The sequence below is a fragment of the bacterium genome (genome assembly GCA_037127815.1).
Lineage (GTDB): Bacteria > Patescibacteriota > Minisyncoccia > Phycocordibacterales > CAIZLB01 > CAIJKW01.
The window spans coordinates 20,961-47,669 of the sequence record JBAXXP010000003.1 but is presented as its reverse complement, the minus strand read 5'-3'; the positions used below and the strand labels follow the sequence as shown (position 1 = coordinate 47,669).

Sequence of the window (26,709 nt, the reverse complement as noted above, 5' to 3'; positions counted from 1 at the left end):
GACCTACCTAAACACCTAAAATGGTCGTTTAGGAAGAATATTTTTGAGCACCAGTCATGGGCTCGAACTTTTTCAAAATAACAGTATAATTGCCGTTATGAAGCAAACTACACTTTTGAAAAGGACCCAACAACAATATTCTAAATTTAAGGACTATTTTTCTGATCCTGGGCTTATTACGGCGAATCTTATTGTCATTATAAAAACAGTATTTTTTGGTATTTTATTTGTTGAGGTTTTCTATTTTTCACAAGCTTTTTCTCTTCAATTAAACAATGCAATATCGAAGTTTGGTCATGAAGGATGGATTATTTTGGGGGCGTCATTGGGTATTATTACGACATTGTTTTATGTGTTGATACGAGATACTGTTCAAGATCTGTGTAAATTTTATAGAAGCTATCGTTTTGATGTTTTAACGGCTCTTTGTTTCGGTATTTGGATAGATGTAGCATGGGGAGGATTTTTATATGATTGGTATAAAAAATTAGTCATATCATTTTCATTTCAGCAATTACTGATTTTAGTTTTTGCTCCAGTAATCCTTACTGCTTTTGTTATTTTCAGATCAATTTCTTGGAAGAAAAAAGAAACTGAATCAAATTTTCTCTCAGATCATGAACTTAAGGAAAGAAAAAATGATCTGCTCAATCTTGCTGATAAGGCTAATAAATTTGCTGAAAGAGTCTTCAATAATGGAAACTCAGAAAGTTTTGTCTTTGGAGTTGATGCTCCTTGGGGTATTGGTAAATCCTCTTTTATAAATTTTTGTAAAGAACATTGGGATGAAAATCAGAGTAATAAAACTGTTATTTTTAAGTTTAACCCCTTGAGGTATGCTGGGAGCAAAAACTTATTGGAGGTTTTTGTTGATGGATTAATACACTCAATTCAAAAAGATTCATTCGTACCAGAAATAAAACCTTTGATTTCGAGATATGCTAGATTACTTAGAGAGGTTAATCGTTTTTCAATCTTTGGTTTTAGTTTACCAACATTGACTGTAGATTATACCGCAGACGAAGCTTTTGATGATTTAAATGCCGTATTAAAAAGATTTAAAAAGAAAGTTATTATTATTGTTGATGATTTAGATAGAATGACTTTTTCTGAAATAAAGGATATTTTATTTGTTATTAGAAAGAGCTTTGTATTACCAAATATTTCTTATGTGCTTTGTTATGATACAGAAAATATAGGGATTCTTGAATCTGAGACACCTGACGCTGAAAAGATAAGCGAGTTTCTTGAAAAATTTGTAAATATAAAAATTAGTCTTTTTCTTGATAAAGAAAATCTTGCTAAGTATGTTTCAGATAATCTTGATAAGGCTGTTTCTACTAAGTTGGTAGATCCTATTCTTGTTCGTCAGGCATTAGGTGGCTTACTTGATATATATAAATCGTCAGGCTACCATAACTATCTTCCATTTATTGGCGATGTCAGAAAGCTTAAAAGACTGATTAATACGGTGGTTCTTTTTGAACTTGAAAGTACAGATTTTCAAAATACTGACTTTGATAAGCAAGATCTTATTCACCTCCTTTTGATTTATATTCACTTTCCAAATATTTTTAGAAAAATCTATGATAGCGAGACAAACGGTAGTCGAGGTTTTTTTTCGTTAGTTCTACCTCATGAAGATGGATATCCTATAGAGGACAGTAGTCAGAGAAGAGGATCATTTAGTGAATCAGAGTATAAAAATTCAACATACTACACTGAATATATAAAACACTTTCCCGACATGAGTCGTCAAAAATTTCTTCTTGATAGGATTTTTGATGTTAATGTAAGACTTGGTACAAATGCAGAGTTTCCGCACCGAGATACGTATGCTCGTATAGATGGTGTATCAGAAGATATTAAAACCTCATATGCCTGTTTTAATGGTGGATGGACAAATGGAAGAAATTTGGAAGCGTATTTGCGATTAATAGTCGAATTTGCTAAACCTGAAGATACAGAACAGCATAGGTTTTACGCTAACTGGAAAGACGAGATAGCCTCAGGTTCAAAAACTATTGAAGATGCATTTGCTGACCCGAAATTTGCCTTTGATAAAGGTGAGTTTACTCGTGCAAAGCTGTGGCGAATTATAGTAAACAATGCTCGAAGTTTACCTCCAAATATTAGTAATATACTTATTACCCATTTACTTGATAATCTGCCTGATTATTCGCATATTGAAATAGAGAATATTGGTGTAGGATTAAGAAAAGACTCAGATCTATTCTTGATACGTCTATTGAATGATGCTGGATGGAGTGATGATTCAGGAAAACATTCTGGGAATACAGAAAAAAACATAAAGGAAATTGCTGAATGGATTTTCGGAGAAGGAGAACACTCTGGCTGTGGTGTTTTGGAAAAACTTTCATTACCGACAAGAGGTGTTCTCGGACTCTACGATCTTATGGCGTTTCGCTTGTATTGCAGTGCTGACAGAGGTGGAGATATTTTTGATTTGAGTCGTGCATTATCAAAACATTCTGATAAGGGTGCACCAACTGAAGGAAATACTCAAGTGATTGCCAAGGAAGAAATGCGGGAAATATCACAGAAAGTCTTCGATATTTTTAAAAAGCAGTATATAGATACTAAGCGAAACATTTTTGAGGAAATATCAAATCTAGAACTGAAAGATTTAGCAGGCCAGTATAAAGACTATCTAGAATCACAAGTCATTAATAGCAAGATTTCTCAAGGTGATTTAGATAAACAAGTCGCTGTACTTAAGAGTATAATAACAGGCTTTACTATTTATCAACTTGGAAATTCAATAATAAGCAGTGGTGTTGGTTGTGGATATTATGATCCAACAGGAAACGATGACCGTCATCAAATTGCTGATGCTATAAATGATTACATCTTTGACGTGTGCTTTAATCCTTCATCACCCGAGAATGTAGAGCATTTCATCGATTATCTTTTAAGAAATTTCGCAAGTGTATTTGCATCTGCAAGAGAAGATGGTCGGAATTATATTCCTCACATTAACGAATTTACAAAGGTTTTACATAAGGAAAAATTAGCTGAATATTGGCAAAAAAATTCTAGCGCCATAAAGGCAATGAATCTTAATGAAAAAGAAAAGACGTTGTATGTTGGTAATTACACAGCAACATATAGAGAGGATCTCGCACCTGTTTTCAAAGTCTTAGACGATTATCTTGCAGAAGTAGTAAATGCCGAAAAGATTAATTCTGATGCGATCACTCCAGAGGTTATTTAATCTTAATTTGTTTTTCGTTTAGTACCAATTTACTTCTTAAATGACTTAGTAGTTCTCTCTTTTCGTACAGTGGTCTCTTCCGCAAAATATGCTTTGCATAGTTTCTTATATCAACATCTTTAATCTTTGTTTTCTCTTTCACCTCCTTTCCTAATACTGACTCTTGAAATTCGTTGTGTGACTCAATTTCAGTTTTGATCTTATATTTCATACCTATTTCATCTAACGAAACTGTATCTAATATATTTGCCAACTGTTCGATTAGGTCTTCTTCTCGTATGTATCCACACGGACAATCCTTATCTTTAAACTTTGTACATCCATAATATACGTATCTGTTTGTTGTTCCGTCTTTGAGTTTCTTGAATTTCTCATCAGCGGTAATTCCTGATCCACATAGTCCACAGGTGATCATCTTAGTAAACGCAAACTCTTTATCTTGGGTTCTCGTTAAGTGATCATTTGTTATCTTATCCTGTACTTGGTTATATAAATCTTTGGTTATGATTGGCTCATGTTTTCCTACATACCATTGTCCACTTCCTTTTGGATATTCAAACTCACCATAGTAGAAGGTACTTTTGAGAATTATGTATACATTACTCAATGTCAGTGCTTTTCCATGTTTTGTCTTAAATCGTATATCTTCTTCTAACCACTTGAAAAGTTTTCGACCTGACCATCCATCGTATGCAACTTTTTCAAACATTTGTTTAATCACACAAGCTCTCTGTTCATCAGGTAATACTTCACATTTTTTATTTCTATCAGAGTGGCTTAGGTACCCAGTTGGGGGAACGGACGGCCATAGTCCCATCTCACACCTCGCTCTAAGTCCTCGCTTCACATTTACCATCTTGTTGTCATTCTCAAGCTTTGCTTGTGAACCAAGAATCATCAGTAAGAACTTTTCATTTGGATTATTTGTAAACTTCTGTCCATAAGTCCTTATTTCATGTAGAAGCTTCTGATCCATAAGATCAACTACTGATCCTAGGTCTCCAGCGTTTCTACTTAGCCTGTCAGGTGCCCATGTCAGAATTCCGTTGAACTTGCCTTGTCTGATTTCATTGATAAGCTCGTTATACACAGGTCTTTGCCCAACCTCCTTGGAGGAGTGCGATTCTCGCTTAATTTCGACTATTTCCAACCCCTCTCGCTCGGCTAGAATTATCATCTCTTTAACCTGCGATTCTATTGATAATGCTTGCTTATCCTCTTGCTCGGTTGATTTACGTGCGTAAAGACAGTACTTAATTGGTGCGACCTCGTCAGGAGTCACTTGTAGCGGTTTTTGTATTTTCATTACAACTACATTAATGACGCTGATTGCCCTATGAGTCTAGAGCGCCCCAGTCTCTCAGATGTTGGTAACTTTACATGTGTTAAGTTGCATTATTTTATACACTATGCTATACTTAACATATGTCAATCGATAAAACACAATTTGTAACTCCTACACAACTCGCAAAGATGTTGGGTATTAGTCGTATAGCCATTCACCAAAAGATCAAAAAAGGTGAAATTAAGGCTGAAAATATAGGAGACCCCTCTAAACCAACATATTTGATCCCAATGTCTTCTCTTTCAGAAGATATACAGAACCGTATTAGTGAACAGCAAAAAAGCGTCACTAAAAAGGTTTTAGATAAGAATCATCACCACGACCTTAGTTTTGAAAAAGAACTTTGGATGGCGGCAGATAAATTGCGAGGCAATGTGGATGTGTCAGAGTACAAGAATATTGTTCTCGGTCTTCTCTTTTTGAAATATATATCTGATTCATTCTATAAACGAAGAGAAGTTCTTGCTGATCTGACAAAAGATCCAAAAAACGAAGACTTTTATGTTCCTACTGAAGAAGCACGAAAAGCGATTCTTGAAACAAAAGACTTCTATACATCAGAAGGGGTTTTCTATGTGCCAGAAAAATCTCGTTGGGAATTTTTGCAAACAAAAACAATGAGTTCTGATCTTGGAAAAATTCTTGATACTGCAATGGAACTCATCGAAAAGGATAATCCAGTTCAACTTGAAAATGTTCTTCCTCGTGTATATACCAAAGTAAACCTTGACCATACTGTTCTTGGAGAACTTGTAAATATCTTTTCACAAATTTCTTTTGACCATGATTTTGATCGTGAGAAAGATATTCTTGGTCGTATCTATGAATACTTCCTAGGTCAGTTTGCTTCATCTGAAGGAAAACGTGGAGGGGAATTTTTTACCCCTAGATCAATTGTTAAGCTTCTTACAGAAATACTTGAGCCGTATGAAAATGCTCGTGTAGCAGACTTTGCTTGTGGTAGTGGGGGCATGTTTGTATCTATGGGTGAATATCTACGAGATCACAAGATGGATCCTTCAAAACTTTCTATCAGTGGACAAGAAAGTAATCAAACAACACTTCGTTTATGTAAAATGAATCTTGCTATTCGTGGTCTCTCAGGAAAGATTGAACTTGGAAATACTTATTACAAAGATATGTTTCCTCATCTCCAGGCAGATTTTTTAATTGCAAATCCTCCGTTTAATGCAGAATGGGATCCTTCAAAACTTTCTGATAATGATCCAAGAATCTTTCTTGGGATACCCCCAAGTGGAAATGCAAACTTCCTCTGGGTACAGCACTTTACTCACCACCTTGCTCCAAATGGTCAAGCTGGATTTGTTATGCCTAATGGTGCATTAGCTGTATCTGGTAAAGAAGGAGAGCTTCGTCAAAAACTTATAGAAGCAGATTTGGTTGATGTAATAATTTCTTGTCCATCAAAACTTTTTTACAACGTATCACTTCCTGTATCTCTCTGGTTTCTATCAAAAAACAAAGGTGGTGACCGTTTTCGAAAACGATCTGGAGAAACTTTGTTTATTGATGCTCGAGATACGTTTGAACAGATTTCACGTAAGCAGGTAGTTTTTAATGAAAAAAATATTAAAAAAATAACAGATACTGTTAAAGCTTGGCGTGAAGAATCAGGTGTAGAAAAATATGAAGATATTTCTGGTTTTTGTAAATCAGCAAATTTGGAAGAAATAAAAAAGAATGGATACGTATTAACTCCGGGAAGATATGTTGGACTTGCTGATGTAGAAGATGATGGAATTTCATTTGAAGAAAAAATGCAAAAGCTTTCGGTGGAACTGAGAGATGCTTTTGCTAATGGTCGAGAGCTAGAGAAACAAATTGAAAATAATCTTAAAGAACTTGGATTTTAAATATATGACTAGACTTAAACAAAAATGGAATAGTTTTGCAAACATGATTTTTGATCCATGGTTCCTTGTTTTTATAGTAGTTACCATCATCTCACTCGGTCTATCTATATGGTTTAAAACAAATGAATTATTTTCAAATCTTTTAGCTGTATTCGGAAGTATAACTGGTGGAATAGCCGGAGGTATATTCCAAAATGAGTATTCAAAAGTTACAGGTGAAAATATACTTCGAAAAAAAGGTCAGTCTGCTGTACGTAATTTGCAGTCGATACAAAAACAAATTGGTAGTTTACGTTGCTGGGTGATGACCTTTAGTAAGAAAGCAACAAGAGATGTAAAACCTCAACTAAATGAGATTGATCGTCATTTATCTGTGATTGAATTAAATGTTAACTCTGGGTATGAGGACTGGATTGATATAGATCCAACGCTTAGGAGTGAAAAAGAAGTTCAAGAAAAGTTTAATGAAACATACAGAGCATTTGTTATGGATTTGTTAGATCAAAAAATGAAATTAGCTCAATCAGCAACAGCTGTAGAGCAAGAGGGGTTTGGTAAAAAAATTGCACAGCTAGAAAAACAGATTAAAAACATGAAAAAAGAAAGAGAATCTGTTTTGTTTAGTGCTACAACTTTAGGAGACAGTACATCCTTCTCTCTTGGTAAGTCTGATTTATTAAATAATAATCACTATGTGTTAGGAAATCAGATTTGTAGCAAGTGTGGGAAAACATATCCTTATGATTTTAATTCAGCATCAATTTCGTTAACAGGTATGAACCTGTGTTCTAATTGTAAAAAATAATATGACTAAATTATTGGAACAAATAAATATTGAAAAAACAGCACATCAAATTTCTGATTTGATGGAAATTAAATATGGTTTTGGATTACCTGAACGTAATCGAGTAATGGGTGCTATTCCTGTTTATGCATCAAGTGGTTTAGTAGGTTTTCATAATGAATCAAAGGTAAAAAAACCATCCATAATAATTGGTCGTAAAGGAAATGTCGGATCGTTATCATATTCAGAAAAGGAATCATATCCAATAGATACAGTTTTCTATGTCGATGAAGTTTCTGAAGATTTTGATTTAAAGTATGTTTACTATCTTCTACAAAGAATTAATCTACCTAGATATGGAGGCGATTCTGCTGTTCCTGGTTTAAATCGAGATACTATTTACAGTATTAGTGTAGAAACACCATGTAAAGAAACTCAAAAAAGGATTGCCTCTATTTTGAGTGCTTATGATAAAAAAATAGAAAATAATAATATTATTATAAAAAATCTTGAAACAACAGCCCAGACTATTTTTAATGAATGGCTTATTGATTTCAAATTTCCAGGGTATGAGAATGTGAAAATGGTTGAGAGTGATTTAGGAGAAATTCCTGAAGGGTGGGAGGTTAAAAGATTAGATAAAATAGCTGATTTTTTAAATGGAGTTGCTTCACAAAAATATCCAGCTGAAAGACAGGAAGATTCATTTCCTGTTATCAAAATACGAGAGATGAATTCCGGTATTGATAAAAGTTCTGATCGAGCAACTAAAAATATAGACACAAAATACATTATCAAAAAGGGAGATATCTTGTTTGCTTGGTCTGGGAGTCTTTCTGTAATGGTGTGGATTGGTGAAGATGGAATTTTGAATCAGCATATATTCAAAGTCACTTCGCAGTATTACCCAAAATGGTTTGTGTATCAATATTTACAAAGACACCTTCAAGAATTTAAAGCGATTGCAGAAGGAAAAGCTACGACTATGGGTCACATACAAAGACACCATATAAGTGACGCATTAGTTCTAATACCTAATGAATCCTTACTCAGAAAAGCTGACAAAATTCTAAGTAACTTATTTGAAAAACAAATATCGTTATATGTTGAAAACATTTCTCTAAGGTCACAAAGAGATCAATTATTGGCAAAATTAATTTAGATTATATGTACTATTCAAATTTTAAAATAAAAAAATATAAGGGCATTAAAGAACTAAATCTTAATGTTAATTTTCCTGTTGATTCAAAAATTTTTACTTTAGTTGGTTTAAACGAGAGTGGTAAGACAACTATTCTAGAGGCTATTTATAATCTTTCCAATGAAGCACTCATGGATCAACGACATAATCTCATACCAAAATCTGATACTGCAAGCTTTACTGGTGCCACTGAAATAATAGCAACAATAAATTTTTCATCAGATGATGTTGTAGAAATTAAAAAATATATAAATACAAATATTACAAAGTACGTTGATTTCAAATTCCCTGAAAATTTAAAAATTTATCGATATTATAATTTTGATCGAGCTATTCCAACTACTACTGAAATTAAATTCGGATTAGATATTGAAGGACAAAAGAAAAAAGGTGGTAAATTTATCGAGTTACCATTAAATGAAAAGCAACAAATTTATAAACATATAAAAGAAGAATTTTTACCAGAAGTAATATATTATCCAGACTTCTTGGCGAAGTTTCCAGAGAGGATATATCTCGAACCTAATACAGTATCTTCTACAGAGATGCAGTATTACAACATTATTCAAGATGTATTATCTACAATCAATGGGACATTTACTGTAGAAGAAACAATTTTGAATAATTTAAAGAATAAGTCTACTGCTGCAAACAAGCAAGCTTTAGAAAAAACCGAGAGTTTGATGGCTGCTAAAATTTCAAAAGTGGTATTTTCAGCTTGGGGTAAATTTTCAAAAATTGGGAAAAAGGAAATCATTGTTTCAACCGATATTGATCCAGAAGGTAGGAGTTATTTAGAACTTCGTCTTAAAGAAGGTGTAGATACTTTCTCAATATCAGAAAGAAGTCTTGGTTTTAGGTGGTTTTTTACTTTCCTTCTTTTTACTGAGTTTAGAAAAGAAAGAATTTCAAGTTCTGGGGAAATACTTTTTCTATTGGATGAGCCAGCTTCAAATCTACATTCAACTGCTCAGAAGAATCTGTTGAGTACATTTAGTGAGATCACAAAGAAATCAAAGTTAATTTATACGACCCATAGTCATCATCTAATTAATCCAGAATGGTTATCTGGAGCGTACATTGTTCGAAATAAGGCGTTAAATTATAATGATGAGGTAAGTTTTGATGCTTCACAAACTGATGTTGAAGCAATACAGTACAAAAAATTTGTCGCAGAAAATCCTTCAGACGCTGCTTATTTTCAGCCTATTCTGGATGTGCTCGAATATCAACCTGGTCTATTAGAAGAGGTGCCTCCAATAATTATAACTGAAGGGAAAAATGATTATTATTCGCTTAAGTACATCTGCAAAGTTATTTTAAAATTACAGAATTTTAATTTTTATCCAGGAACAGGTGCAAGTAAATTAGATCAACCAATTGCTCTGTATGTATCATGGGGTAGAAATTTCGTTGGTTTATTAGATGCAGATAAGGAAGGAAAGTTACAAAAGAAAAGATATTTAAAAGAGTTTGGTGTCGATATTCATAATCGAATATTCGATTTAAGTGACATAGATATTTCTTTTGATAAGTGCTCTTGTGAAGAACTGTTTAGTAAAACAGAAAAACTTGGAATCACTAAGTATTTTGATCCAAAGTCCACAGTTTATGAAAAATCAAAATTCAATAGTGGGATTCAAATGCTTTTGGCTGAAAATAAGGAGTTTGAAATTTCGAATGAAACTAAAAATAAATTCTTGAAAATCTTTAATTTTCTTTCAGAAAAAATTAATTAATATTATGAAAAACTTAAACGAAAACAATTTAACAGAACAATCACTCATTGAATGGCTACAAGATCAAGGTTATGAGTATGTATACGGTCCGGATATTAATCCTGGGCAACCTCATGCAGAACGTGAGGATTTTCGGGGTGTAGTTTTAAAAGATCGTCTTCTTGGTGCTGTTCGCAGAATTAATCCTCAAATTCCCGCTGATCAAGCAGAGATTGTAGTAAAAGAAATTTCTGATTATCACCATAATGATCCGATGCTTGGGAATAAGGAGTTTTATTCATGGCTCGTGAATGGCAAAAAAACAACATGGAGAGAAAACGGCGAAGAAAAAACAGATTTAGTTAAACTTCTTGATTTTAAAAATGGAGATAACAATGAATTCTTGGTGGTCAATCAATTTACTGTACAAGGAATAGATACTACAAATCGCTTTGATGTGGTTATTTTTATCAACGGTTTACCTGTTGGCTTGTTTGAACTTAAAAGTGCTGTTCATGGATCTGTAACTATCGGTGAAGCATACCGTCAAATTGAAAGATACAAGAAAGAAATACCTAAGCTTTTTTTATACAATCAAATAATTGGCCTCTCTGATCTTATTAATGCACGACATGGGACTATCTCATCTTCATGGGAAAGATATGGAACGTGGAAAGGAATCACAACGCCTATTGATGCTCCAAAGAATACTAATCAGCTAGAAGTACTAACTAAAGGATTATTTGAACGAACACGACTATTGGATGTTTTACAAAACTTCTTTGTTTTTGAAGCGGATGGAGATGGTGAAGCTGTAACATTCACAAAAAAGATGTGTTTGTACCATCAATACTACGGAGTAAATACAACAGTTGAAAGCACACTTCGTGCTGTGCGTGGAGAACAAGATCGTAAGATTGGAGTCTTTTGGCACACACAAGGATCTGGTAAATCACTCTCTATGGTTTTTTATGTAAACAAGACTAAGAATATTGAAGAATTGAAAAGTCCTGCGTATTTATTTTTGACGGATCGTGAAGACTTAGATGATCAGCTATATAAAACATTCAAAAGAACTGGTTATGACAATCTTGCAAAGAGAGCATGTAGTATTCTTGATTTACAAAAGAGATTAAAAAACATTGGTAGTGAACTCATTTTTACTACAATACAGAAGTTTCAAGATGATCCTGATGCAAAGAATGTCCTATCAGAAAGAGAGAACCTTATTGTTCTTACGGATGAAGCTCATCGTACTCAGTACAGTGTCTTTGCTGGTGCAGTAAGACAGGCTTTGCCAAATGCGAGCTTTTTGGGTGTGACAGGAACACCGATATCGCAAAACGATAAGGATACTTTTGCAGTATTCGGTCCAATTGTTAGTTCATACAAAATTGGACAAGCAGTAGAAGATGGTGCGACCGTTCCTATTTATTATGAAGGACGCCTGGTTCCACTTCATCTAGCGGATAAATTCGTTGATTCAAAACTTGATGATATTTTGGGAGAAATTGTTGTAGAAGAAAAAGCAAAAGCTCGAAAAGAATGGGCAGTGCTTGAAGAAGTAGTGGGATCACAAAGTCGTATTGAGCAAGTTGCAAAAGATATTGTATATCACTTTAATAATCGACCTATTAGTGGTAAGGCTATGGTGGTAACAATGAGTCGTCGTATTGCAGTATCAATCTATAGAGAAATACAGAAAATTGTTGGAGCACCAGAATGTGCTGTGGTTATTTCAAATAGTGAAGAATTTGCGAATGAGATACAGTCAGAACGTGATATGAAGAAGCTCGAGAAGCGATTCAAGAAAACAAATGATTCACTCAAGATCGCAATTGTGTGTGATATGTGGCTTACTGGTTTCGATGTGCCAAATCTGCATACTATGTATTTGGATAAGCCATTAAAGAACCACGGACTTATGCAAGCAATTGCTCGTGTAAATCGTGTATACAAAGACAAGCCGGGTGGATTGATCGTTGACTATATCGGTATCGCTGAAAATCTAAAGAAAGCTCTCGCGATGTATGATTCTGATATACAGAACAATGCTTTACTACCACTTGATGAAATTATTTCTGAAATGAATCATTCTCATGCAGAAGCGGTTGGTTTTTTGTATGGAGTAAATTTCAGTGGATGGAGAAATCTTAAGGGAATCGAACTTTCTAATCTTCTTCAAGAATCAATCAATGCGGTTATTTCAAAGGACGAGCGTCTTTCTGATGACCAAAAGATGGCATATATTGGAGTTGTATCTAAACTATCAAAACTTCATGCTCTTGTAATGCCCTCAACTCCTGCAATGAATATTATTACCGACATTCAGTTTCTACAGGCAGTAAAAGAAAGTATTAATAAACAAACAGTTGTACCTAAGGCGGTATTTCCAGAAGAGACGGAAAGTGCTATTCGTAGTCTTGTGCATGATGCGATACAAGCGGAAGATATTATTAATCTGTTCTCTACAAACGGAGATTCTAAAAGTATTTCAATCTTTGATTCGAAGTTTGTGGAAGAAATTAAAAAAGTTAGATTCCAAAACTTTGCTGTAGATGCAGTTCGCAAACTACTTGATCAAGAAATTATTTCTCGTATGAAAATGAACAAGGCTCGTTATGAGACTATGCTTACACTCCTTACTGATCTTATTGAGAAATACGAAAATAATGTAATCAGTTCCGCTGAGATTATCAAAAGACTTTTGGAAATTGCTGATGAGATCAAGAAACTTGATGAAGAGAGCCAATCACTCGGACTCTCACCTGAAGAAATAACTTTCTACGATACTCTTCAGACAGATCCTGATCTTAAAAAATCTGGAATAGATATCAAAGACTTTGTAAAAGAACTTACAAAGCGTATCCGTCGAGACTTAACTATTGATTGGACAAATAATGAAACTATTAAAGCTCGAATTCGTCAGAATGTAAGACTTCTTTTGATTCAAAAAGGAATTACAGAAATTATGCAAACGGAACGTTTAATTGAATCTATTTATATGGAAACAGTTCGTGTCTATCGAGAATTTCAGCCAGTTTAGCTGTTGGTAACTTCTGCTTCGCAAACCCTCATATCTAAGCTACTGACAGATAGCAAATTTTCTGCTATCATTTCATTAACAACAAAGACCTAACCCCTAAAGAACCCTTAATTCTCTAGGATATGGTCGGAATATCAAAACCGCTACAGTATGGAAGACTCCTCGTCAGAGTCACTGTAGCGGTCATGTCTGGGAAACTAGATATGGGCAGGGCGCAAGCTCTGTCGCAATGGCGAGGAGTCTTCTGTCTAACGACTCAATTCTCTTCGCCTATTATTAAATTAATAGGCTAAAACCGCTACAGTGGCTTATGAATAATGAATTACAAAAAGCAGTTAATACTGCTCTGATAGTTATCTCGCTTTCCGTTGGATACTATTTTATTTGGTATTTACCAAGACAGGATAAAAGAGAAACTACTGAACAAACAAGAAAAGAAGAAATCGCTAATATTCAGAAATGTGAGCAAATTGGATCTGAAAGATTCGAAAAAGATAAAAAAGAATTAAGAGACGGAATAATGAATTCCGAGTATAGATTCAACAAGGAAACAAACCAATGTTTATACAAAGGTGGCTATATTGGTTCAAATATAGTTACTCAATATATTTATGATTTATATACAAACAAAGAGATTGTCAGCTACAGTGCTGATGTAAATGGCAATCCCATTGTTGGGCGTGAATCTGAGTTTAAAAGTCAGGAATCTATACTATTTAAAAAATAGTTATCCACATTTCACATTCAAAAAACCCTATCGAATAAGGGAAAAAGTTAAGGTGTGCTAAAAAACAGAAATAAGACATTTGCTGTATCATATTTCGTGCTAAAATAGACGCAGAAGCACTTAGACAGTCTCATATCGTATCGGCTAAGATGGATATAATTACGCATCCTTAGCTAGTTCTATATATAAACCTATTTGGAAAATACTTCAGAAACTATCTCATGATAGTGGACTGACGAGGGTGACCAAGTAAGTAGTAGAAATTTTAACCCCAAAGGTTAAAGCTTTTTCTATTACTAACACAGGTCGATACAATAGATGAAAACCCGCCTTTGGTATTAAAGATTACTTTGATATTGTAGGCGGTTTTTTGTTGCTTCTAGATTACAAATTAATTATCTAGTAAGTATATGAATAAAGAAAGTTTAAAGATTGAGTACGTCTCAATCGACGAGTTGAAGGTAAATGATAAAAATCCACGCAAGTGGAGTAAGGAGCAAAAAGAACAGCTCAAGGAAAGTATTAGACGTTTCGGTAATGTTGATCCGATTATTGTAAATAATCACGAAGATAGAAAGATGATAATTGTTGGAGGTCATTTTAGGGTTGATGTATGCAAGGAACTTGGATATAAAAATATGCCAGTAGTATTTGTGAATTTACCTCTTGAAAAAGAGCTTGAACTTAACCTCAGACTTAATCGCAATCAAGGAGAATTTGATCTTGAGATGCTCGCTGAGTTTGATAGCTCAATTCTTCTTGATGTTGGTTTTACCTCAGAAGACATTGATGACATATTTCCAATCGAGAAAAATGAAGAGCAATTTGATTTACAAAAAGAACTCGATAAGCTCGACATTAAAGTTGAAGCAAAAAAGGGCGATATCTATGAACTCGGAGACTCTAGATTAATGATTGGCGATTCCACAATAGAAGCCGATATGTTGAAACTAATGGGAGATAACAAGGTAGATATGGTGCTAACTGATCCACCATATATCTTAGACTATTTAAAAGGTAAAGGTCGAGGTAAGGATGGTCCAACAGTTGGATTTGGATCAAAGAAGAATCGCAGATATTTAGAGACTGATGTCTTGCCTGATAATTTCTCGGATCTTTGGATGGCAAATGTTGCAAAGGTACAAAAACCTGACTTCTCAATCATTATCTTTGAGAATCCAAAAAACCTTAGAACCATCTGGAATGCACTCGAAGTACATTGGAAATATAGAAACACAATCACTTGGCATGTTCCTAATCGTATGCAAGGTTTTTCTGCTTCAAATAAGTTTTTCAATAAGACAGATATTGCACTTGTTGGAACTTCAGGAGAAGTAGATCTCAATCTTGAGCCTGAGGAGGGATTGTTTCAAAATGAATATGAGAATGCAATCTTTGCCACTTCAGGTAAACCACATTTTGAACCATATGAAAAAGGAAAGAAGATATGTCCAACTGATTTCATATCTCATACCGCCGCAGATAAAAAATCATCAGGGCAAGAAATTATCTTTGGCACAAAACCACTAGAGCTACTTATTCCATACCTTAAAGTATTAACGAAAAGAAACGATTTAATTCTTGAACCGTTTGGAGGAAGCGGAAGTACTTTAATTGCATCTGTGAAGATGGGTCGACGTTGCTTTATCATGGAAAAATCTCATGTCTATGCTGAAGTAATTATGAATCGTTGGGAGAAAGAGACTGGCAAGAAGCGTAAGAAAATTAACTAGCCATGACTAAAAAAGAATCGACAAAAAAGGATAAGGATCGACTGCTTGGACACATTCGATCAATACCAATTATTGAAGTGGCATGTAAGAAATCAAACATAGCTCGTGCAACCTACTATAGGTGGAGGAATGAAGATCCTGAGTTTTTAAGGGATTCAGAACAAGCTATCGAAGACGGTATTGAATTGATAAATGACATGACAGAATCACAGCTAATTGGTCTCATTAAAGATAAAAAGTTTCAAGCCGTACAGTTTTGGCTTCGTCATAATCATCAAAGATTTTTACTCAAAGAAAAAGAACATTCTCTCCTAAAACCAAGGAAAGAAATACCTCTTTCAAAAGAACAAGAGAAGACGCTGAAAAGTGCTCTAGTCTTATTTACTTAATAGCCTTTTCGAAGAACACATATGGATAAAGAAAAGATACTGCAAAATATAATTTCTGATAGTAACGTCAGAAGAAAACTTGTGAAAGAATCACATGAGGCATTTTGTAGTATCTATCTTGCGCACCACATAAACTATCCGTATGCGTTCTTTCATAAAGAGATGTTTCGTATGACTGAAAAATATGATGAAAAATTAAATGTTGTGATGTCGTTTCGTGGATCTGGTAAATCCACAATTCTTAATCTTTCAAATGTGATGTGGGCGATTCTTGGAAAACACCAAAAGAAAAATGTACTAATAGTTAGTCAAAGTAAACTTCAATCTCAAGCACATTTTCAAAATATAAAATCTGAGCTTGAAGATAATGAATTACTCAAGCAGGATCTTGGTCCATTCAAATCAAGTACAACAGAGTGGGGTGCATACTCTATTGAATTACCTCTATATGGTGCAAAAATCATGTGTATTAGTTCACTTCAAAACATTAGAGGATTAAAGTATAAAAACAAAAGACCTGATTTGATTATCTGTGACGATATGGAGGATATTGTTTCGGTTCAAGACAAGAATAAAAGAAATATGCTCTATGAGTGGTTTTTAAATGAGATTATGTCGATTGGAGATGAAAATACGAACATTGTAGTACTTGGAAATTTATTGAATTATGATTCACTTATGATTCGATTGAAAAAACTCATGGTAAAGAACAAGCTTCGTGGTAAGTACTATGCATATCCATTACTTGATAATAAAAACAGAATATTGTGGCCACAAAGATATTCAATCAAAGACGTTGAGAAAATACGAGATGATTTACCTGACATACAAGGCAATGACCTGTACCGCATGTTTGATAGGGACTATAAATTGAATATTTCATCAGTTAGAGACTCTGTGCATAAATTAAAGTATGTGGACTATCCAATAACAAATACGGCTACCAAAAAAGAGCATTTCAAAATATCCGCACCTTTATGGGCTAAAGGCAGGCTTATGTATAAGGATCAAACCGTTGATGATCCTGATGGCTGGGATGGCAAGACCGTTATACCAAATGTAGGTGAGAAATATTAGCGATATTTTTCTGTAATCTTTTTTATCCTTTCTTGATGTTTTTTAAATTCTTCTTTCATTTCAGCTTTTGCTTTTCTAGACCAAGCGTCAGAAACTTTAGATCTGTGTCTGTCATATGATTTTCTCTCTGGAGAATATTTCTCAATTAGTTGAGGATTTTCTTTTTTAAGAAATATATAGTCATGCGGTGTCCCGTCGTCATTTAAAATAATCCTTGGAATTAATTTACCTTCCTTTATATACTTCTTAGCGGTCTGATGTTTAATATTAAAAGTGTAATTTAAACTCGAAATGGAAAAATAACTATTCCTGTGTTGAAAGATGAACGTTGGTATAGTTTTATCTTTAACTGCCTTACGACAAATAAGGCAGGTGTGACCATACCAGTCATACCATCCGTTTGTTTCATCTATTCTATTACCACAGACAAGACAGGTGTATGTCCCATCTACAGGGAATCCATCTGGTTCTGTTTTTAATCTTTTCTTTTTCTTTGAATCTTCTTTTGCAAGTTTCCATAAAATATCAAAGAAACCCACTAAATTCTCAGCACCTTCACGAGCTTTTGCGTCATCCATTTCTTCACCTTTCTCCTTTGCTAATTGTTTAATTTCTTCTACTAATTTATCTGATACTGCCATATATATGCTTTGATTGGCTTATAAATGAGACACCGACGGATATCTCCTTTATAGTGTCTCATTTGTCTCTTTTTTGATAAATAGCCGTATATAATAATACTGAGGGAGGTAGTCCATATATCAAAATGAGACAGTGACCGAGACGGGTGAAATATGCTCTGTTTACCTTACTCATTAAAACAGCCTAGAGACCGAGACGCCTCATATAGAGAGTAGAAGGGTTTGCTAAGTGTGTTGTGGGGTCTCACCACGTAGGTTCAAGACCGTGACAGTCAGCACGAGTCAGCGCAGTATCGAGGCAAGACCACAGAGCGTTGAGCCCCGTATTACACATGGAAAAAAAACAGAAACTCAAAATAAAATTATACTTTTCAGATTATTTTGATGTTTCAGAAGAGGTGATTAAGCAATATGGAGCTTTTAATATTTCACTCGTTGCTGATTTACCACTGTTCATAGATCCATTTCTCTTGTTTCATAGTAAAAAAACAGAGTATCAAGAACTTCACGAGGAAATAATTGAGTACCTCCGTTTTCTTAAAAACAAATCATCAAGTTCAATTAATCCTGGACTATTAAGTGCTTGGTACCGTTTTCCTGAAGTAAAACAAAATTGGTTTGGATTTACTAATAATGGAAACGGAGGTCGTGGTTTAGGCAATAAATTCGCCTCCGCTCTCAATGGAAATTTAGAAAATATATTTAGAGATTTCGGAAAAGAAGTGGTAACAACAAGTAGTCACTTAGAAAAGCTGTGTTTAATCAAAGAAGGGGTCGGTCGCGATAGTATTAGTGATTTTACAACCAATCTAATAAAATATTATCTTTTAAATTATACTCAAGATTTTGCTGTTGAAAATATTAATAAAGAAAAATTAAGAGAAATCACTGTCCGTAAGGTTAAATTTAATTACACAACAGAAGTGTGGGAGGATCGTAAATATTTACTTCCTTATATTGATGGTGATTATATCATTTTGACTCCTCGGGATATTTTGACCAAAGATGATATATGGATTAATAAGACAGACCTTTTTGATCACTTTGAAGATATTCCTTATGCAATTCAAATGAACAACTTCGCGCACAGCTAGACAACTATTTTCGTAGCCAACTTCCTCATAGGGAAAAGACAAAAAAAGGTAAAGAAAAACCTGCTTCCCAGAAAGACGTACACAAAGCTGTCTATGAAACTTTGAAGAAATTCCCTGAAGCCATAGACTACTACATTAAAAGAAAAGAAGAGAGAGGTGAAGACGCTGTTAATGCTAGTTCGGTAAAAGTAGAATTATCGGAAACTCTATTCCTTGATATTGCAAAAAACTTTAGCTATAAACTTGCTGATGAGACTGACTTTTATGCTTCTACAGGTTCAACGTATGAAGAAGCAATGGCTCGTATCAAATACCTAAAGGATTCAATCGAAAAAAATGATGGGTATCGTATTTTTTATACAAGAAGTGGTTCTGTCGTTGCTAAAGAAAGCGATATTCAAGTTATGTTTCGTCTTGTTTGGTGTGGTAGTCAATCAAGTGTTGATAGTGAGGTCAACAACGGGAGAGGTCCTGTTGATTATAAGATTTCCAGAGGAAACAAGGATTCATCTCTTGTAGAATTTAAATTAGCAAAAAATAAACATCTAAAGAATAATCTTCAAAAACAACTTGAAATTTATAAAGAGGCTAATCAGACACAGAAAGGATTTTTTGTTATTGTATACATGTCTGAATCAGAGTTGATTCGTGTACGCAAAATTTTTAAAGAATTAGATATATCAGAAGGTGAAAATATTGTACTTATTGATGCGCGTAATGATAATAAACCATCTGCATCTACTGCGTAATAATTATTTCCTTATTTTTCATAATAACTTTACCCTTAAGATTTGCCAACATCTCTCTTTTCTCCTCAACTGTCCCTTCTGTCAAAACATGCTCAGTATACTTCTTTGAATCAAATTCAATCTCAAGCTTTGATTGTTTGACTCCGTAAAATTGTTTTTGGAACGTAACCATACGTTCTCGTTCTTGTTCAAATTTGCCTTTGATAAACTTCTGATCAACCTCTATCTTGTCTATCATTTCAACCAATTGCTTTATCAACTCTTCCTCTCTTATATATCCACATTTACAATCCAAATTCTTTGATCTATTACATCCATAGTATATGTAATGTGCCGTACCACCATTCTTGAGTTTCTTATACTTATCTTCAGCACATATTCCTGATCCACATAACCCACATGTCATAAGTCTAGAAAACGCATAGTCTTTTCTCTCGTGTGTTATTTCAGATCTCTTAAGTTGCTCACGGACTTTTTCAAAGAGTTCTATGTTTATCAAAGGTTCGTGCTTTCCCATATACCAATTACCACTTTTGACAGGATATTCAAATTTTCCATAATAAAATGGTGTTTGGAGAAGTTTGTATATATTGCTCAAAGTTAAGGGCTTATTGCTCGTTGAACTTCTGAAATTCATTTCAAATTTAAGCTAATGGTATATTTTTCTTCCGCTCCATTTTTCATACGCCACCTTTTCAAACATCTTCTTAATAACAGGCGCACGTTCTGTATCAACCATTACGTATCCTTTTCTATCTATTCTTTTTTCATTCAAATATCCAGTTGGGGCAGGGGCAGGCCATAATCCCATTTCACATCTTGTTCGCAGTCCTCTTTTAACGTTTACACTCTTGTTGTCATTTTCAAGCTTAGCTTGTGAACATAAAATCATTAGTAGAAATTTATCACTCGGGGAGTTGCTGAATACTTGTCCGTAGGTTTTTATCTCAATAAGTGATTTTTGATCTATAAGATCCACAAGACTTCCGAGGTCTCCAGCATTTCTCGATAATCTATCGGGTGCCCATGTTAGTATTCCTGAATATCTTCCACTTCTGATATCTGTAAGTATCTCCTTAAAAACAGGTCTTTGCCCAGAATCCTTTGCGGAGTGCGATTCACGTCTAATGTCCACAACTTCTAATCCTTCTCTCTCAGCTATCTGTAACATCTCATTTACTTGCGATTCTATTGATAAGATCTGTCTTTCCTCAGATTCCGTCGATTTCCTCGCATAAAGGCAATATTTCACCCTTACAGGGCTTGATAAGGTTTGTCTCAAATCAGGGCTAATTTGGCGTTGATCTTTTGTTTCCATATATATCATTAATGACGTAGAAGGTCATACAAGTCTAGTGAGATTAACTTGTAGGTTTAGTAAATTAGATTTCTATTTTCTATTAAGAATATCAATTAAAACTGCAAAATGTGGATTAGTCTGTTTACAAAAAATAGTCTTAACTCTATAATGAGTACATATGTTAGATGCATGTTTTGGAAATAAATTAACCTCAATATCTCAACGTCGATATCTTGGCAGTAAGACAAAGTTATTAAGCTTTATAAATGATATTTTAATAAAAGAGAAGGCAAAATATTCCTCATTTGCTGATATTTTTGGTGGAACTGGTGTCGTTGCAAGCTATTTTAATAAGAAATCTGATGTTTTTATTAATGATATACTAGAATCAAATTATCAGAGTTATGTAGCTTTCTTTGGTAAAGAAAAAATTCGTCTTAAGTTTTTGGTGAATAAGTTGGTTGATTATAATAATCTGAAGTTTGGCAATATACCACATAATTATTTTTCAAAAAATTTTTCAAATACCTACTTTGACTCAATAAATTCAAAGATTATTGGACATATACGGGAAGATATTGAGAATCTTTATGTTGAAAATAAAATTAACATTAGGGAAAGGGCTTACCTTATTACCTCTCTAATTTATGCTTTGGATCGTATAGCTAATACTGTTGGACATTATGATGCATATAGAAAGATAGAGATTCCTAGAATGATTTTAGAATTAAGGCCTCTAAATATTCAAGAAAATAAATATAAAGCTAAAATATACAAACAAGATGCAAATGAGCTAGTAAAAACGATATATTCAGATGTAGTATATATAGATCCTCCATATAATTCTAGACAGTATTCAGATGCTTATCATCTATTAGAAAATATAGCTATGTGGAAAAAAGAAAAGGTCTATGGAGTGGCAAAAAAAATGGACAGATCAAATATTAAGAGCAACTATAGTCTAAAATCGGCGGGAAATTCCTTCAGTGATTTAATAGAAAACATAGATGCTAGCTATATTCTGGTTTCCTATAACGATATGGGAACCAATGGTAATTCTAGATCTCAATCACGTATAAGTGATCATGAGATAATATCGGCATTGGAAAGACGGGGTAGCGTTAAGATTTATGAACGTGATTTTAATCAATTTACAACGGGGCGTTCCAATAAGACTGATTTAAAGGAGCGCATATTTTTTTGCAGGGTAACAAAGAAAAAATGTTCTAAGACCGCAAGGTTGTTTTCTGAGGATAACACACATTTACCTACCTATATAAAATCTCCACTTAATTATACTGGAGGTAAGCACAAGCTTTTACCACAAATAACTAAATATTTTCCTAAAGAAATTGACACTTTCTATGACGTATTTTGTGGTGGTGCAAATGTGGGTATAAATGCAGTGGCTAATAAGATAGTTTGTATAGACAAAAATTCCAGAGTTGTTGACTTGCTTCGATTCATTAAAACGACGAATTTTGAAGAACTTAATCAAAATCTTATCAAAATAATTAAAAATTATGGTTTGAGTCATAGCCATGTCAATGGTTATGAACATTACTTGAGTGAGAGTTCTACTGGACTTGGGAATTTTAACAAAAAACCATTTTTATTACTTAGAGAGGAATATAATTCGGGTAAAATAAAAGAAAAAAATCCAATGCTTTTGGCTTTAATTTTGTATGGTTTTAATAATCAAATAAGATTTAACTCGACTGGTTATTTTAATTTACCTGTAGGAAAGAGAGATTATAATGGAAATTCTCGAAGAAATTTAGCAAACTTTAATGCTATAACAAATCATAAAAATATTGATTTTAAAGTGGGTGACTTTAGAGATCTAAATAGTATGTATTTTAAAAAGAATGACTTTGTTTATCTGGATCCTCCGTACTTATTGGGCCTTGCATCTTATAATGAATCTGGGGGGTGGTCGAATGATGATGAAGTGTCTCTTTACAAAACATTATTAATTTTACATAAAAGTGGAATAAAATTTGCTCTTTCAAATGTTATTAAGCATAAAGGTAAGGTAAATAGTAGCCTCATAGAGTTTGTAAATAAAAATGGTTTTATCGTTAATAAAATCAGGCATAATTATAATAACTCAAATTACCAATCAAAAGCATGTAAAAGCCTGACTGAAGAGGTTTTAATCACTAACTATAAATAGCTAAATAATGTATAATATCAGTTAATATGGCAAAAACATGGAGTTTTAACACGACAATAAGGAATCCTGAAAGAATGGAAAATATGCTCAGAGCACTAAGTGAACTGGAAGGTGAGGTTTTTGATATTCATGGTCAAGAAAAGTTTTTTGGGTTACAAATTAAAAAGCGTCTCTATAAACCAACTAAAAGTACTCTGCAAGAAGAATCTCTTATTAATGCTGTGTATTCAGAAGATTCAGCGGATGATCTCGAAGATCATATTGTGGAAAATATATTACAAAAATATCGAGGCAAAAGTGTAGATGGGTCAGGTCGGGGTAGAACCGCCGCTGGTATATTAAATAGATTTGGTCTTTGTGTAGCTTTGCAGTCAAAGGGTTCTGTGGTGATTACAGAGCTTGCAAAGAAATGGCTAAATGATGAAATAGATGACGATGAATTATTCTCTAAATTCTTTTTGAAATGGCAATACCCAAACAAAATTGAAGGAGGATATAATAATTTTGATATTAAACCCTTTGTTGGAACATTGGCCTTGATTAGGTATGTTAATGAAAAATGGGAATCTTTAGGAAATACACCAGTTGGTCTATCAAAGTTGGAATATCAACTTTTTGTTCCTTCTCTTTCAAGAGCAGATCAAATTTATGAATATGTAGACAAAATAATTAATTTTAGAGTTACCAAGGAATCATTAACGGGCGTTGCTAAAACAACTTTTATAAAAGAGTTTAGCAAGGAAAGAGCCCAAGAAATTTCTAGCAGAGAAGATGAAAATATTGATTCGATCTTGAATGATTTAAGGGACTACATGGATTCCTCAGTGCGTTATTTTAGAGTTTCTAATTTGATTATTTTACGTGGTAATGACAACTATATTGATATAGCTAAGGATAAAAAGGTTGAGGTTGAAAGTATATTAAATAAATTGACGTTGAATGCATTAGAGTTTGATTCTTATGATTCATATCTTGAATATTTGAACAATACAGAAGCACTAGAGCTTCCTTGGGAAAATTATGAAGATCTTAGGAAAATTAACCTTCAATTGTCTGAGGTTATGAAAACTGAGATTGGTGAGCAAGAGACTATTCGTTATATGTCTGAAATTGAATTATTACCAGAGAGTAAGAAGGTTAAGAGTTTGGAGGAGTTTTTGAATAATTTTAGAATTTATAAACTTAGAGGCTTAAGACATAATATTGTAGCCCTAGATGAATGTATTGAGAGATTGGGTAATATACTGCAAAAAAATTACAATCCATTAACAGCCAGACCTTCTTTGGATTTAGAATGGTATGTGTCACGTTCCCTGATGATATTGAATGATGCTGTTAAGATAGTTCCAAGCTATAACTTAGGTGACGATGGCATCCCTACAGGTTTCCGTGCAAACACTTCTGATATAGAGTGTTATTATGATTCTTTCGATATGACTGTTGAGGTCACATTATTATTGGGTCGTGACCAGTGGATAGCAGAAGGTCAGCCCGTCATGCGACATTTTAGAGACTTCGAAGATAAAATAGACAATGATCTTGCTTATTGTATTTTTATCGCTCCACTCATTCACAGAGACACATTGAATACATTTTGGAACGGGAATAAGTTTGGTTATGAAGGAGAAAGGCAGAATATTATACCCCTTACACTATCTCAATTTATTGAAATATTAAAAATCGCAAAAGATAAGATATCTAATGGTACACTGGATCACAGGTCAATTAGCGGTCTATTTGGAATAATTGCAGGTAGGGTTGATGGGATTAACCTTCCACAGGAATGGGTTTCTGAGTTTCCTACTATTATAAGTGAATGGTCCTAGTTTATAATATTTCTATCAAGAGCTATACATTTCTTCGATTTTTCCTCCTGTAATATCGTGTGTTCAGTAGTTAATCCGTAATTAAATTTATGAACTTTTGTATTTTTATTTTTTCTTTAATCAAATAAACCCTAAAAAAGGCGCCATGAGAGAGCTTGCATTTTATTTTCTTTACATAAACAAAAACTTGTTTTCGTCTCAGTTTTTTCAGGGTTATGCACTATGTTTTTTCTAGGGAAGTTATAGAATGATAACGTTCGTTCACCTGAGTCGAATGGGCGAACTAAAATTATCAGAAAAATAACAAATCACAAATATGGGATATAAAAGAGAAAATACCATCTCGTCTACAATAAAGAAGAAAAACTACTTTATGTTGGATATTAATCGTTAATGGGTTCTTGGAAAAAGTGATCTAGTAGATAGAGCTTGATTGACCTGAGGAATACAAAGATTTCAGATTATTCAGCAAATTGCTTGGCTGAGATAGCGATCAAAAGACACACCCTCCAGATTTTAACCAATAAATAAGAATTCGGATTATAAACACTTAATTATAAATTAGGTTTATAATGTTATTATTAATATACAAATTATATGAAAGACAACGTAATAAATACAATATGTCCAGAATGTCATCAACCAATCTCGATTGACATTGATAATGCCTTGACTAGTCAAATAGAATCTAGGCTTAGCAAAGAGTTCGAAGAAAAAGAAAAAAACATGAAAGAGTCTCTTAAAAGAGAAAACCAAGCTAATCTATCTAAACAAGAAGATGAACTCAGAAAACAAATTAAAGAAAGTGTTGAAAGAGATTCAGGAGCTGAGAAGAAGTTTTTAGAAGAACAATTGAAAGAAACAAAAACAAAGCTAGAAACAGCCAAACATAATGAGCTTGAGTTGAGAAAGGGAAATCAAAAGCTAAAAGATGATCAGGATGCTTTTGAACTGGATAAGGCAAGACAAATGGATGAGGAAAGAAAGAAGATAGAAGAGAATGCTTCAAAAAAAGCAACTGATGCGAAGCAGGCTGAAATCGATCAGCTCAGCAAGAATCTATTAAACACGCAAAAGGCCCTAGACGAAGCTCAGCGCAAAGCGGCTCAAGGGTCTCAGCAAACTCAGGGTGAAGTTCAGGAAATTGCTTTGGAAGAACTTCTAAAGTCTGAGTTTATATACGATGACATTACCCCTGTTCCAAAGGGTGTAAATGGAGCTGATGTAATTCAGACAGTAAGAACTAAAAATGGTGTTGAATGTGGAAAGATAATATGGGAGTCTAAAAAGACAAAGTCTTGGACTGAGGGCTGGATACAAAAGCTAAAGGATGATCAAAGATTAGTAAAGGCTGATATCGCTGTTATTGTTTCTTCAGTATTACCTCAAGGTGCAGATGGTATTTCTTTGAGAAATGGTGTGTGGGTTTGTGATATAAAACTTGCAATATCCATAGCGACAGCGCTTAGAAATACACTGGAGGTTGTATCTAGAGAAAAAACAATGTCTGTTGGCAAGAATGAAAAAATGGAAATTCTATATAGTTACTTGACTGGTACAGAATTCAAACAAAGAATTGAAACTATTGTAGAGGCATTTTCGAGTATGAATAGTTCTCTTGTAAAAGAAAAACTTGCTTATGAAAAGATCTGGTCTGAAAGAGAACAACAGATACAAAAAGTTGTTAAGAATACAATCGGAATTTACGGTGATTTTAGTGGAATAGTTCAGTTGCAAAGAATTGAAGCGTTGGAACTACCAGAGCCTTCAGAAGATAATGAAACAAAAAAATAA

19 protein-coding genes are annotated in these 26,709 nt (G+C 33.8%); 15 read left to right on the top strand and 4 right to left on the bottom strand.

What is annotated here, in order from left to right:
- The first annotated feature begins 97 nt into the window (after positions 1 to 97).
- A complete protein-coding gene (locus WCQ00_03135; GenBank protein MEI6042535.1) occupies positions 98 to 3,235 on the top strand; it encodes a P-loop NTPase fold protein in 3,138 nt (1,045 codons plus the stop codon).
- Here the strand turns inward: WCQ00_03135 and WCQ00_03130 are convergent.
- The gene (locus WCQ00_03130; GenBank protein ID MEI6042534.1) at positions 3,228 to 4,541 is read right to left on the bottom strand and encodes a recombinase family protein; all 1,314 of its coding nucleotides are present in this window, start codon (positions 4,539 to 4,541) and stop codon (positions 3,228 to 3,230) included. The genes WCQ00_03135 and WCQ00_03130 overlap by 8 nt on opposite strands.
- A 119-nt stretch (positions 4,542 to 4,660) precedes the next feature.
- On the opposite strand from WCQ00_03130, the gene WCQ00_03125 reads away from it, so the two are divergent.
- The 9 genes from WCQ00_03125 to WCQ00_03085 all read left to right on the top strand — a co-directional run bounded on the left by WCQ00_03125 (position 4,661) and on the right by WCQ00_03085 (position 17,129).
- Positions 4,661 to 6,454 (top strand): N-6 DNA methylase, encoded by a 1,794-nt coding sequence (locus WCQ00_03125; GenBank protein ID MEI6042533.1) that lies wholly within the window; start codon positions 4,661 to 4,663, stop codon positions 6,452 to 6,454.
- Between the two features lie 4 nt (positions 6,455 to 6,458).
- Entirely contained in the window at positions 6,459 to 7,259 is an 801-nt protein-coding gene (locus WCQ00_03120) for a hypothetical protein (protein MEI6042532.1), read from the top strand.
- A 1-nt stretch (position 7,260) separates the two neighbouring features.
- Positions 7,261 to 8,400: a restriction endonuclease subunit S gene (locus tag WCQ00_03115; GenBank protein MEI6042531.1), complete on the top strand. Its 1,140-nt coding sequence runs from the start codon at positions 7,261 to 7,263 to the stop codon at positions 8,398 to 8,400.
- Between the two features lie 5 nt (positions 8,401 to 8,405).
- Positions 8,406 to 10,178, top strand: coding sequence for an AAA family ATPase (locus WCQ00_03110; GenBank protein MEI6042530.1), 1,773 nt, complete (start codon positions 8,406 to 8,408; stop codon positions 10,176 to 10,178).
- A 4-nt stretch (positions 10,179 to 10,182) separates the two neighbouring features.
- Positions 10,183 to 13,203, top strand: coding sequence for a type I restriction endonuclease subunit R (locus WCQ00_03105; protein MEI6042529.1), 3,021 nt, complete (start codon positions 10,183 to 10,185; stop codon positions 13,201 to 13,203).
- A 310-nt stretch (positions 13,204 to 13,513) separates the two neighbouring features.
- Complete coding sequence (locus tag WCQ00_03100) at positions 13,514 to 13,930, top strand: hypothetical protein (protein ID MEI6042528.1); 417 nt, start codon at positions 13,514 to 13,516, stop codon at positions 13,928 to 13,930.
- Between the two features lie 410 nt (positions 13,931 to 14,340).
- Positions 14,341 to 15,663, top strand: coding sequence for a DNA methyltransferase (locus WCQ00_03095; protein ID MEI6042527.1), 1,323 nt, complete (start codon positions 14,341 to 14,343; stop codon positions 15,661 to 15,663).
- 2 nt (positions 15,664 to 15,665) lie between these two features.
- Complete coding sequence (locus WCQ00_03090) at positions 15,666 to 16,052, top strand: phBC6A51 family helix-turn-helix protein (GenBank protein ID MEI6042526.1); 387 nt, start codon at positions 15,666 to 15,668, stop codon at positions 16,050 to 16,052.
- A 21-nt stretch (positions 16,053 to 16,073) separates the two neighbouring features.
- Entirely contained in the window at positions 16,074 to 17,129 is a 1,056-nt protein-coding gene (locus WCQ00_03085) for a hypothetical protein (protein MEI6042525.1), read from the top strand.
- On the opposite strand, the gene WCQ00_03080 is transcribed toward WCQ00_03085, so the two are convergent.
- Positions 17,126 to 17,770, bottom strand: a complete 645-nt coding sequence (locus WCQ00_03080; protein ID MEI6042524.1) for a hypothetical protein — start codon at positions 17,768 to 17,770, stop codon at positions 17,126 to 17,128. The genes WCQ00_03085 and WCQ00_03080 overlap by 4 nt on opposite strands.
- Positions 17,771 to 18,102: 332 nt before the next feature.
- Here WCQ00_03080 and WCQ00_03075 point away from each other — a divergent pair, with 332 nt between their 5' ends.
- Positions 18,103 to 18,864: a hypothetical protein gene (locus tag WCQ00_03075; GenBank protein MEI6042523.1), complete on the top strand. Its 762-nt coding sequence runs from the start codon at positions 18,103 to 18,105 to the stop codon at positions 18,862 to 18,864.
- Positions 18,865 to 18,965: 101 nt separating this feature from the next.
- Positions 18,966 to 19,613 carry a hypothetical protein gene (locus tag WCQ00_03070; protein ID MEI6042522.1) on the top strand — a complete coding sequence of 216 codons (648 nt, stop codon included), beginning with the start codon at positions 18,966 to 18,968 and terminating at the stop codon, positions 19,611 to 19,613.
- Here the strand turns inward: WCQ00_03070 and WCQ00_03065 are convergent.
- Both WCQ00_03065 and WCQ00_03060 read right to left on the bottom strand, forming a co-directional pair.
- On the bottom strand, positions 19,603 to 20,250 hold the full coding sequence (locus tag WCQ00_03065) for a recombinase zinc beta ribbon domain-containing protein (GenBank protein ID MEI6042521.1): 648 nt from the start codon (positions 20,248 to 20,250) through the stop codon (positions 19,603 to 19,605). The two genes, WCQ00_03070 and WCQ00_03065, sit on opposite strands and share 11 nt — an antisense overlap.
- Positions 20,251 to 20,262: 12 nt before the next feature.
- On the bottom strand, positions 20,263 to 20,931 hold the full coding sequence (locus tag WCQ00_03060) for a recombinase family protein (GenBank protein ID MEI6042520.1): 669 nt from the start codon (positions 20,929 to 20,931) through the stop codon (positions 20,263 to 20,265).
- A 160-nt stretch (positions 20,932 to 21,091) separates the two neighbouring features.
- Between WCQ00_03060 and WCQ00_03055 the strand changes: the two genes are divergently transcribed.
- The 3 genes from WCQ00_03055 to WCQ00_03045 all read left to right on the top strand — a co-directional run bounded on the left by WCQ00_03055 (position 21,092) and on the right by WCQ00_03045 (position 26,709).
- Positions 21,092 to 23,089: a Dam family site-specific DNA-(adenine-N6)-methyltransferase gene (locus WCQ00_03055; GenBank protein ID MEI6042519.1), complete on the top strand. Its 1,998-nt coding sequence runs from the start codon at positions 21,092 to 21,094 to the stop codon at positions 23,087 to 23,089.
- A 26-nt stretch (positions 23,090 to 23,115) separates the two neighbouring features.
- Complete coding sequence (locus tag WCQ00_03050; GenBank protein ID MEI6042518.1) at positions 23,116 to 24,915, top strand: AlwI family type II restriction endonuclease; 1,800 nt, start codon at positions 23,116 to 23,118, stop codon at positions 24,913 to 24,915.
- A gap of 597 nt (positions 24,916 to 25,512) precedes the next feature.
- Positions 25,513 to 26,709: a DUF2130 domain-containing protein gene (locus WCQ00_03045; protein ID MEI6042517.1), complete on the top strand. Its 1,197-nt coding sequence runs from the start codon at positions 25,513 to 25,515 to the stop codon at positions 26,707 to 26,709.

Excerpts from the sequence above, each read along its gene's own strand:
- WCQ00_03135 (MEI6042535.1), top strand. The coding sequence starts at position 98 with ATGAAGCAAACTACACTTTTGAAAAGGACCCAACAACAATATTCTAAA.
- WCQ00_03130 (MEI6042534.1), bottom strand. The coding sequence starts at position 4,541 with ATGAAAATACAAAAACCGCTACAAGTGACTCCTGACGAGGTCGCACCA.
- WCQ00_03125 (MEI6042533.1), top strand. The coding sequence starts at position 4,661 with ATGTCAATCGATAAAACACAATTTGTAACTCCTACACAACTCGCAAAG.
- WCQ00_03120 (MEI6042532.1), top strand. The coding sequence starts at position 6,459 with ATGACTAGACTTAAACAAAAATGGAATAGTTTTGCAAACATGATTTTT.
- WCQ00_03115 (MEI6042531.1), top strand. The coding sequence starts at position 7,261 with ATGACTAAATTATTGGAACAAATAAATATTGAAAAAACAGCACATCAA.
- WCQ00_03110 (MEI6042530.1), top strand. The coding sequence starts at position 8,406 with ATGTACTATTCAAATTTTAAAATAAAAAAATATAAGGGCATTAAAGAA.
- WCQ00_03105 (MEI6042529.1), top strand. The coding sequence starts at position 10,183 with ATGAAAAACTTAAACGAAAACAATTTAACAGAACAATCACTCATTGAA.
- WCQ00_03100 (MEI6042528.1), top strand. The coding sequence starts at position 13,514 with ATGAATAATGAATTACAAAAAGCAGTTAATACTGCTCTGATAGTTATC.
- WCQ00_03095 (MEI6042527.1), top strand. The coding sequence starts at position 14,341 with ATGAATAAAGAAAGTTTAAAGATTGAGTACGTCTCAATCGACGAGTTG.
- WCQ00_03090 (MEI6042526.1), top strand. The coding sequence starts at position 15,666 with ATGACTAAAAAAGAATCGACAAAAAAGGATAAGGATCGACTGCTTGGA.
- WCQ00_03085 (MEI6042525.1), top strand. The coding sequence starts at position 16,074 with ATGGATAAAGAAAAGATACTGCAAAATATAATTTCTGATAGTAACGTC.
- WCQ00_03080 (MEI6042524.1), bottom strand. The coding sequence starts at position 17,770 with ATGGCAGTATCAGATAAATTAGTAGAAGAAATTAAACAATTAGCAAAG.
- WCQ00_03075 (MEI6042523.1), top strand. The coding sequence starts at position 18,103 with ATGGAAAAAAAACAGAAACTCAAAATAAAATTATACTTTTCAGATTAT.
- WCQ00_03065 (MEI6042521.1), bottom strand. The coding sequence starts at position 20,250 with ATGAATTTCAGAAGTTCAACGAGCAATAAGCCCTTAACTTTGAGCAAT.
- WCQ00_03060 (MEI6042520.1), bottom strand. The coding sequence starts at position 20,931 with ATGGAAACAAAAGATCAACGCCAAATTAGCCCTGATTTGAGACAAACC.
- WCQ00_03055 (MEI6042519.1), top strand. The coding sequence starts at position 21,092 with ATGTTAGATGCATGTTTTGGAAATAAATTAACCTCAATATCTCAACGT.
- WCQ00_03050 (MEI6042518.1), top strand. The coding sequence starts at position 23,116 with ATGGCAAAAACATGGAGTTTTAACACGACAATAAGGAATCCTGAAAGA.
- WCQ00_03045 (MEI6042517.1), top strand. The coding sequence starts at position 25,513 with ATGAAAGACAACGTAATAAATACAATATGTCCAGAATGTCATCAACCA.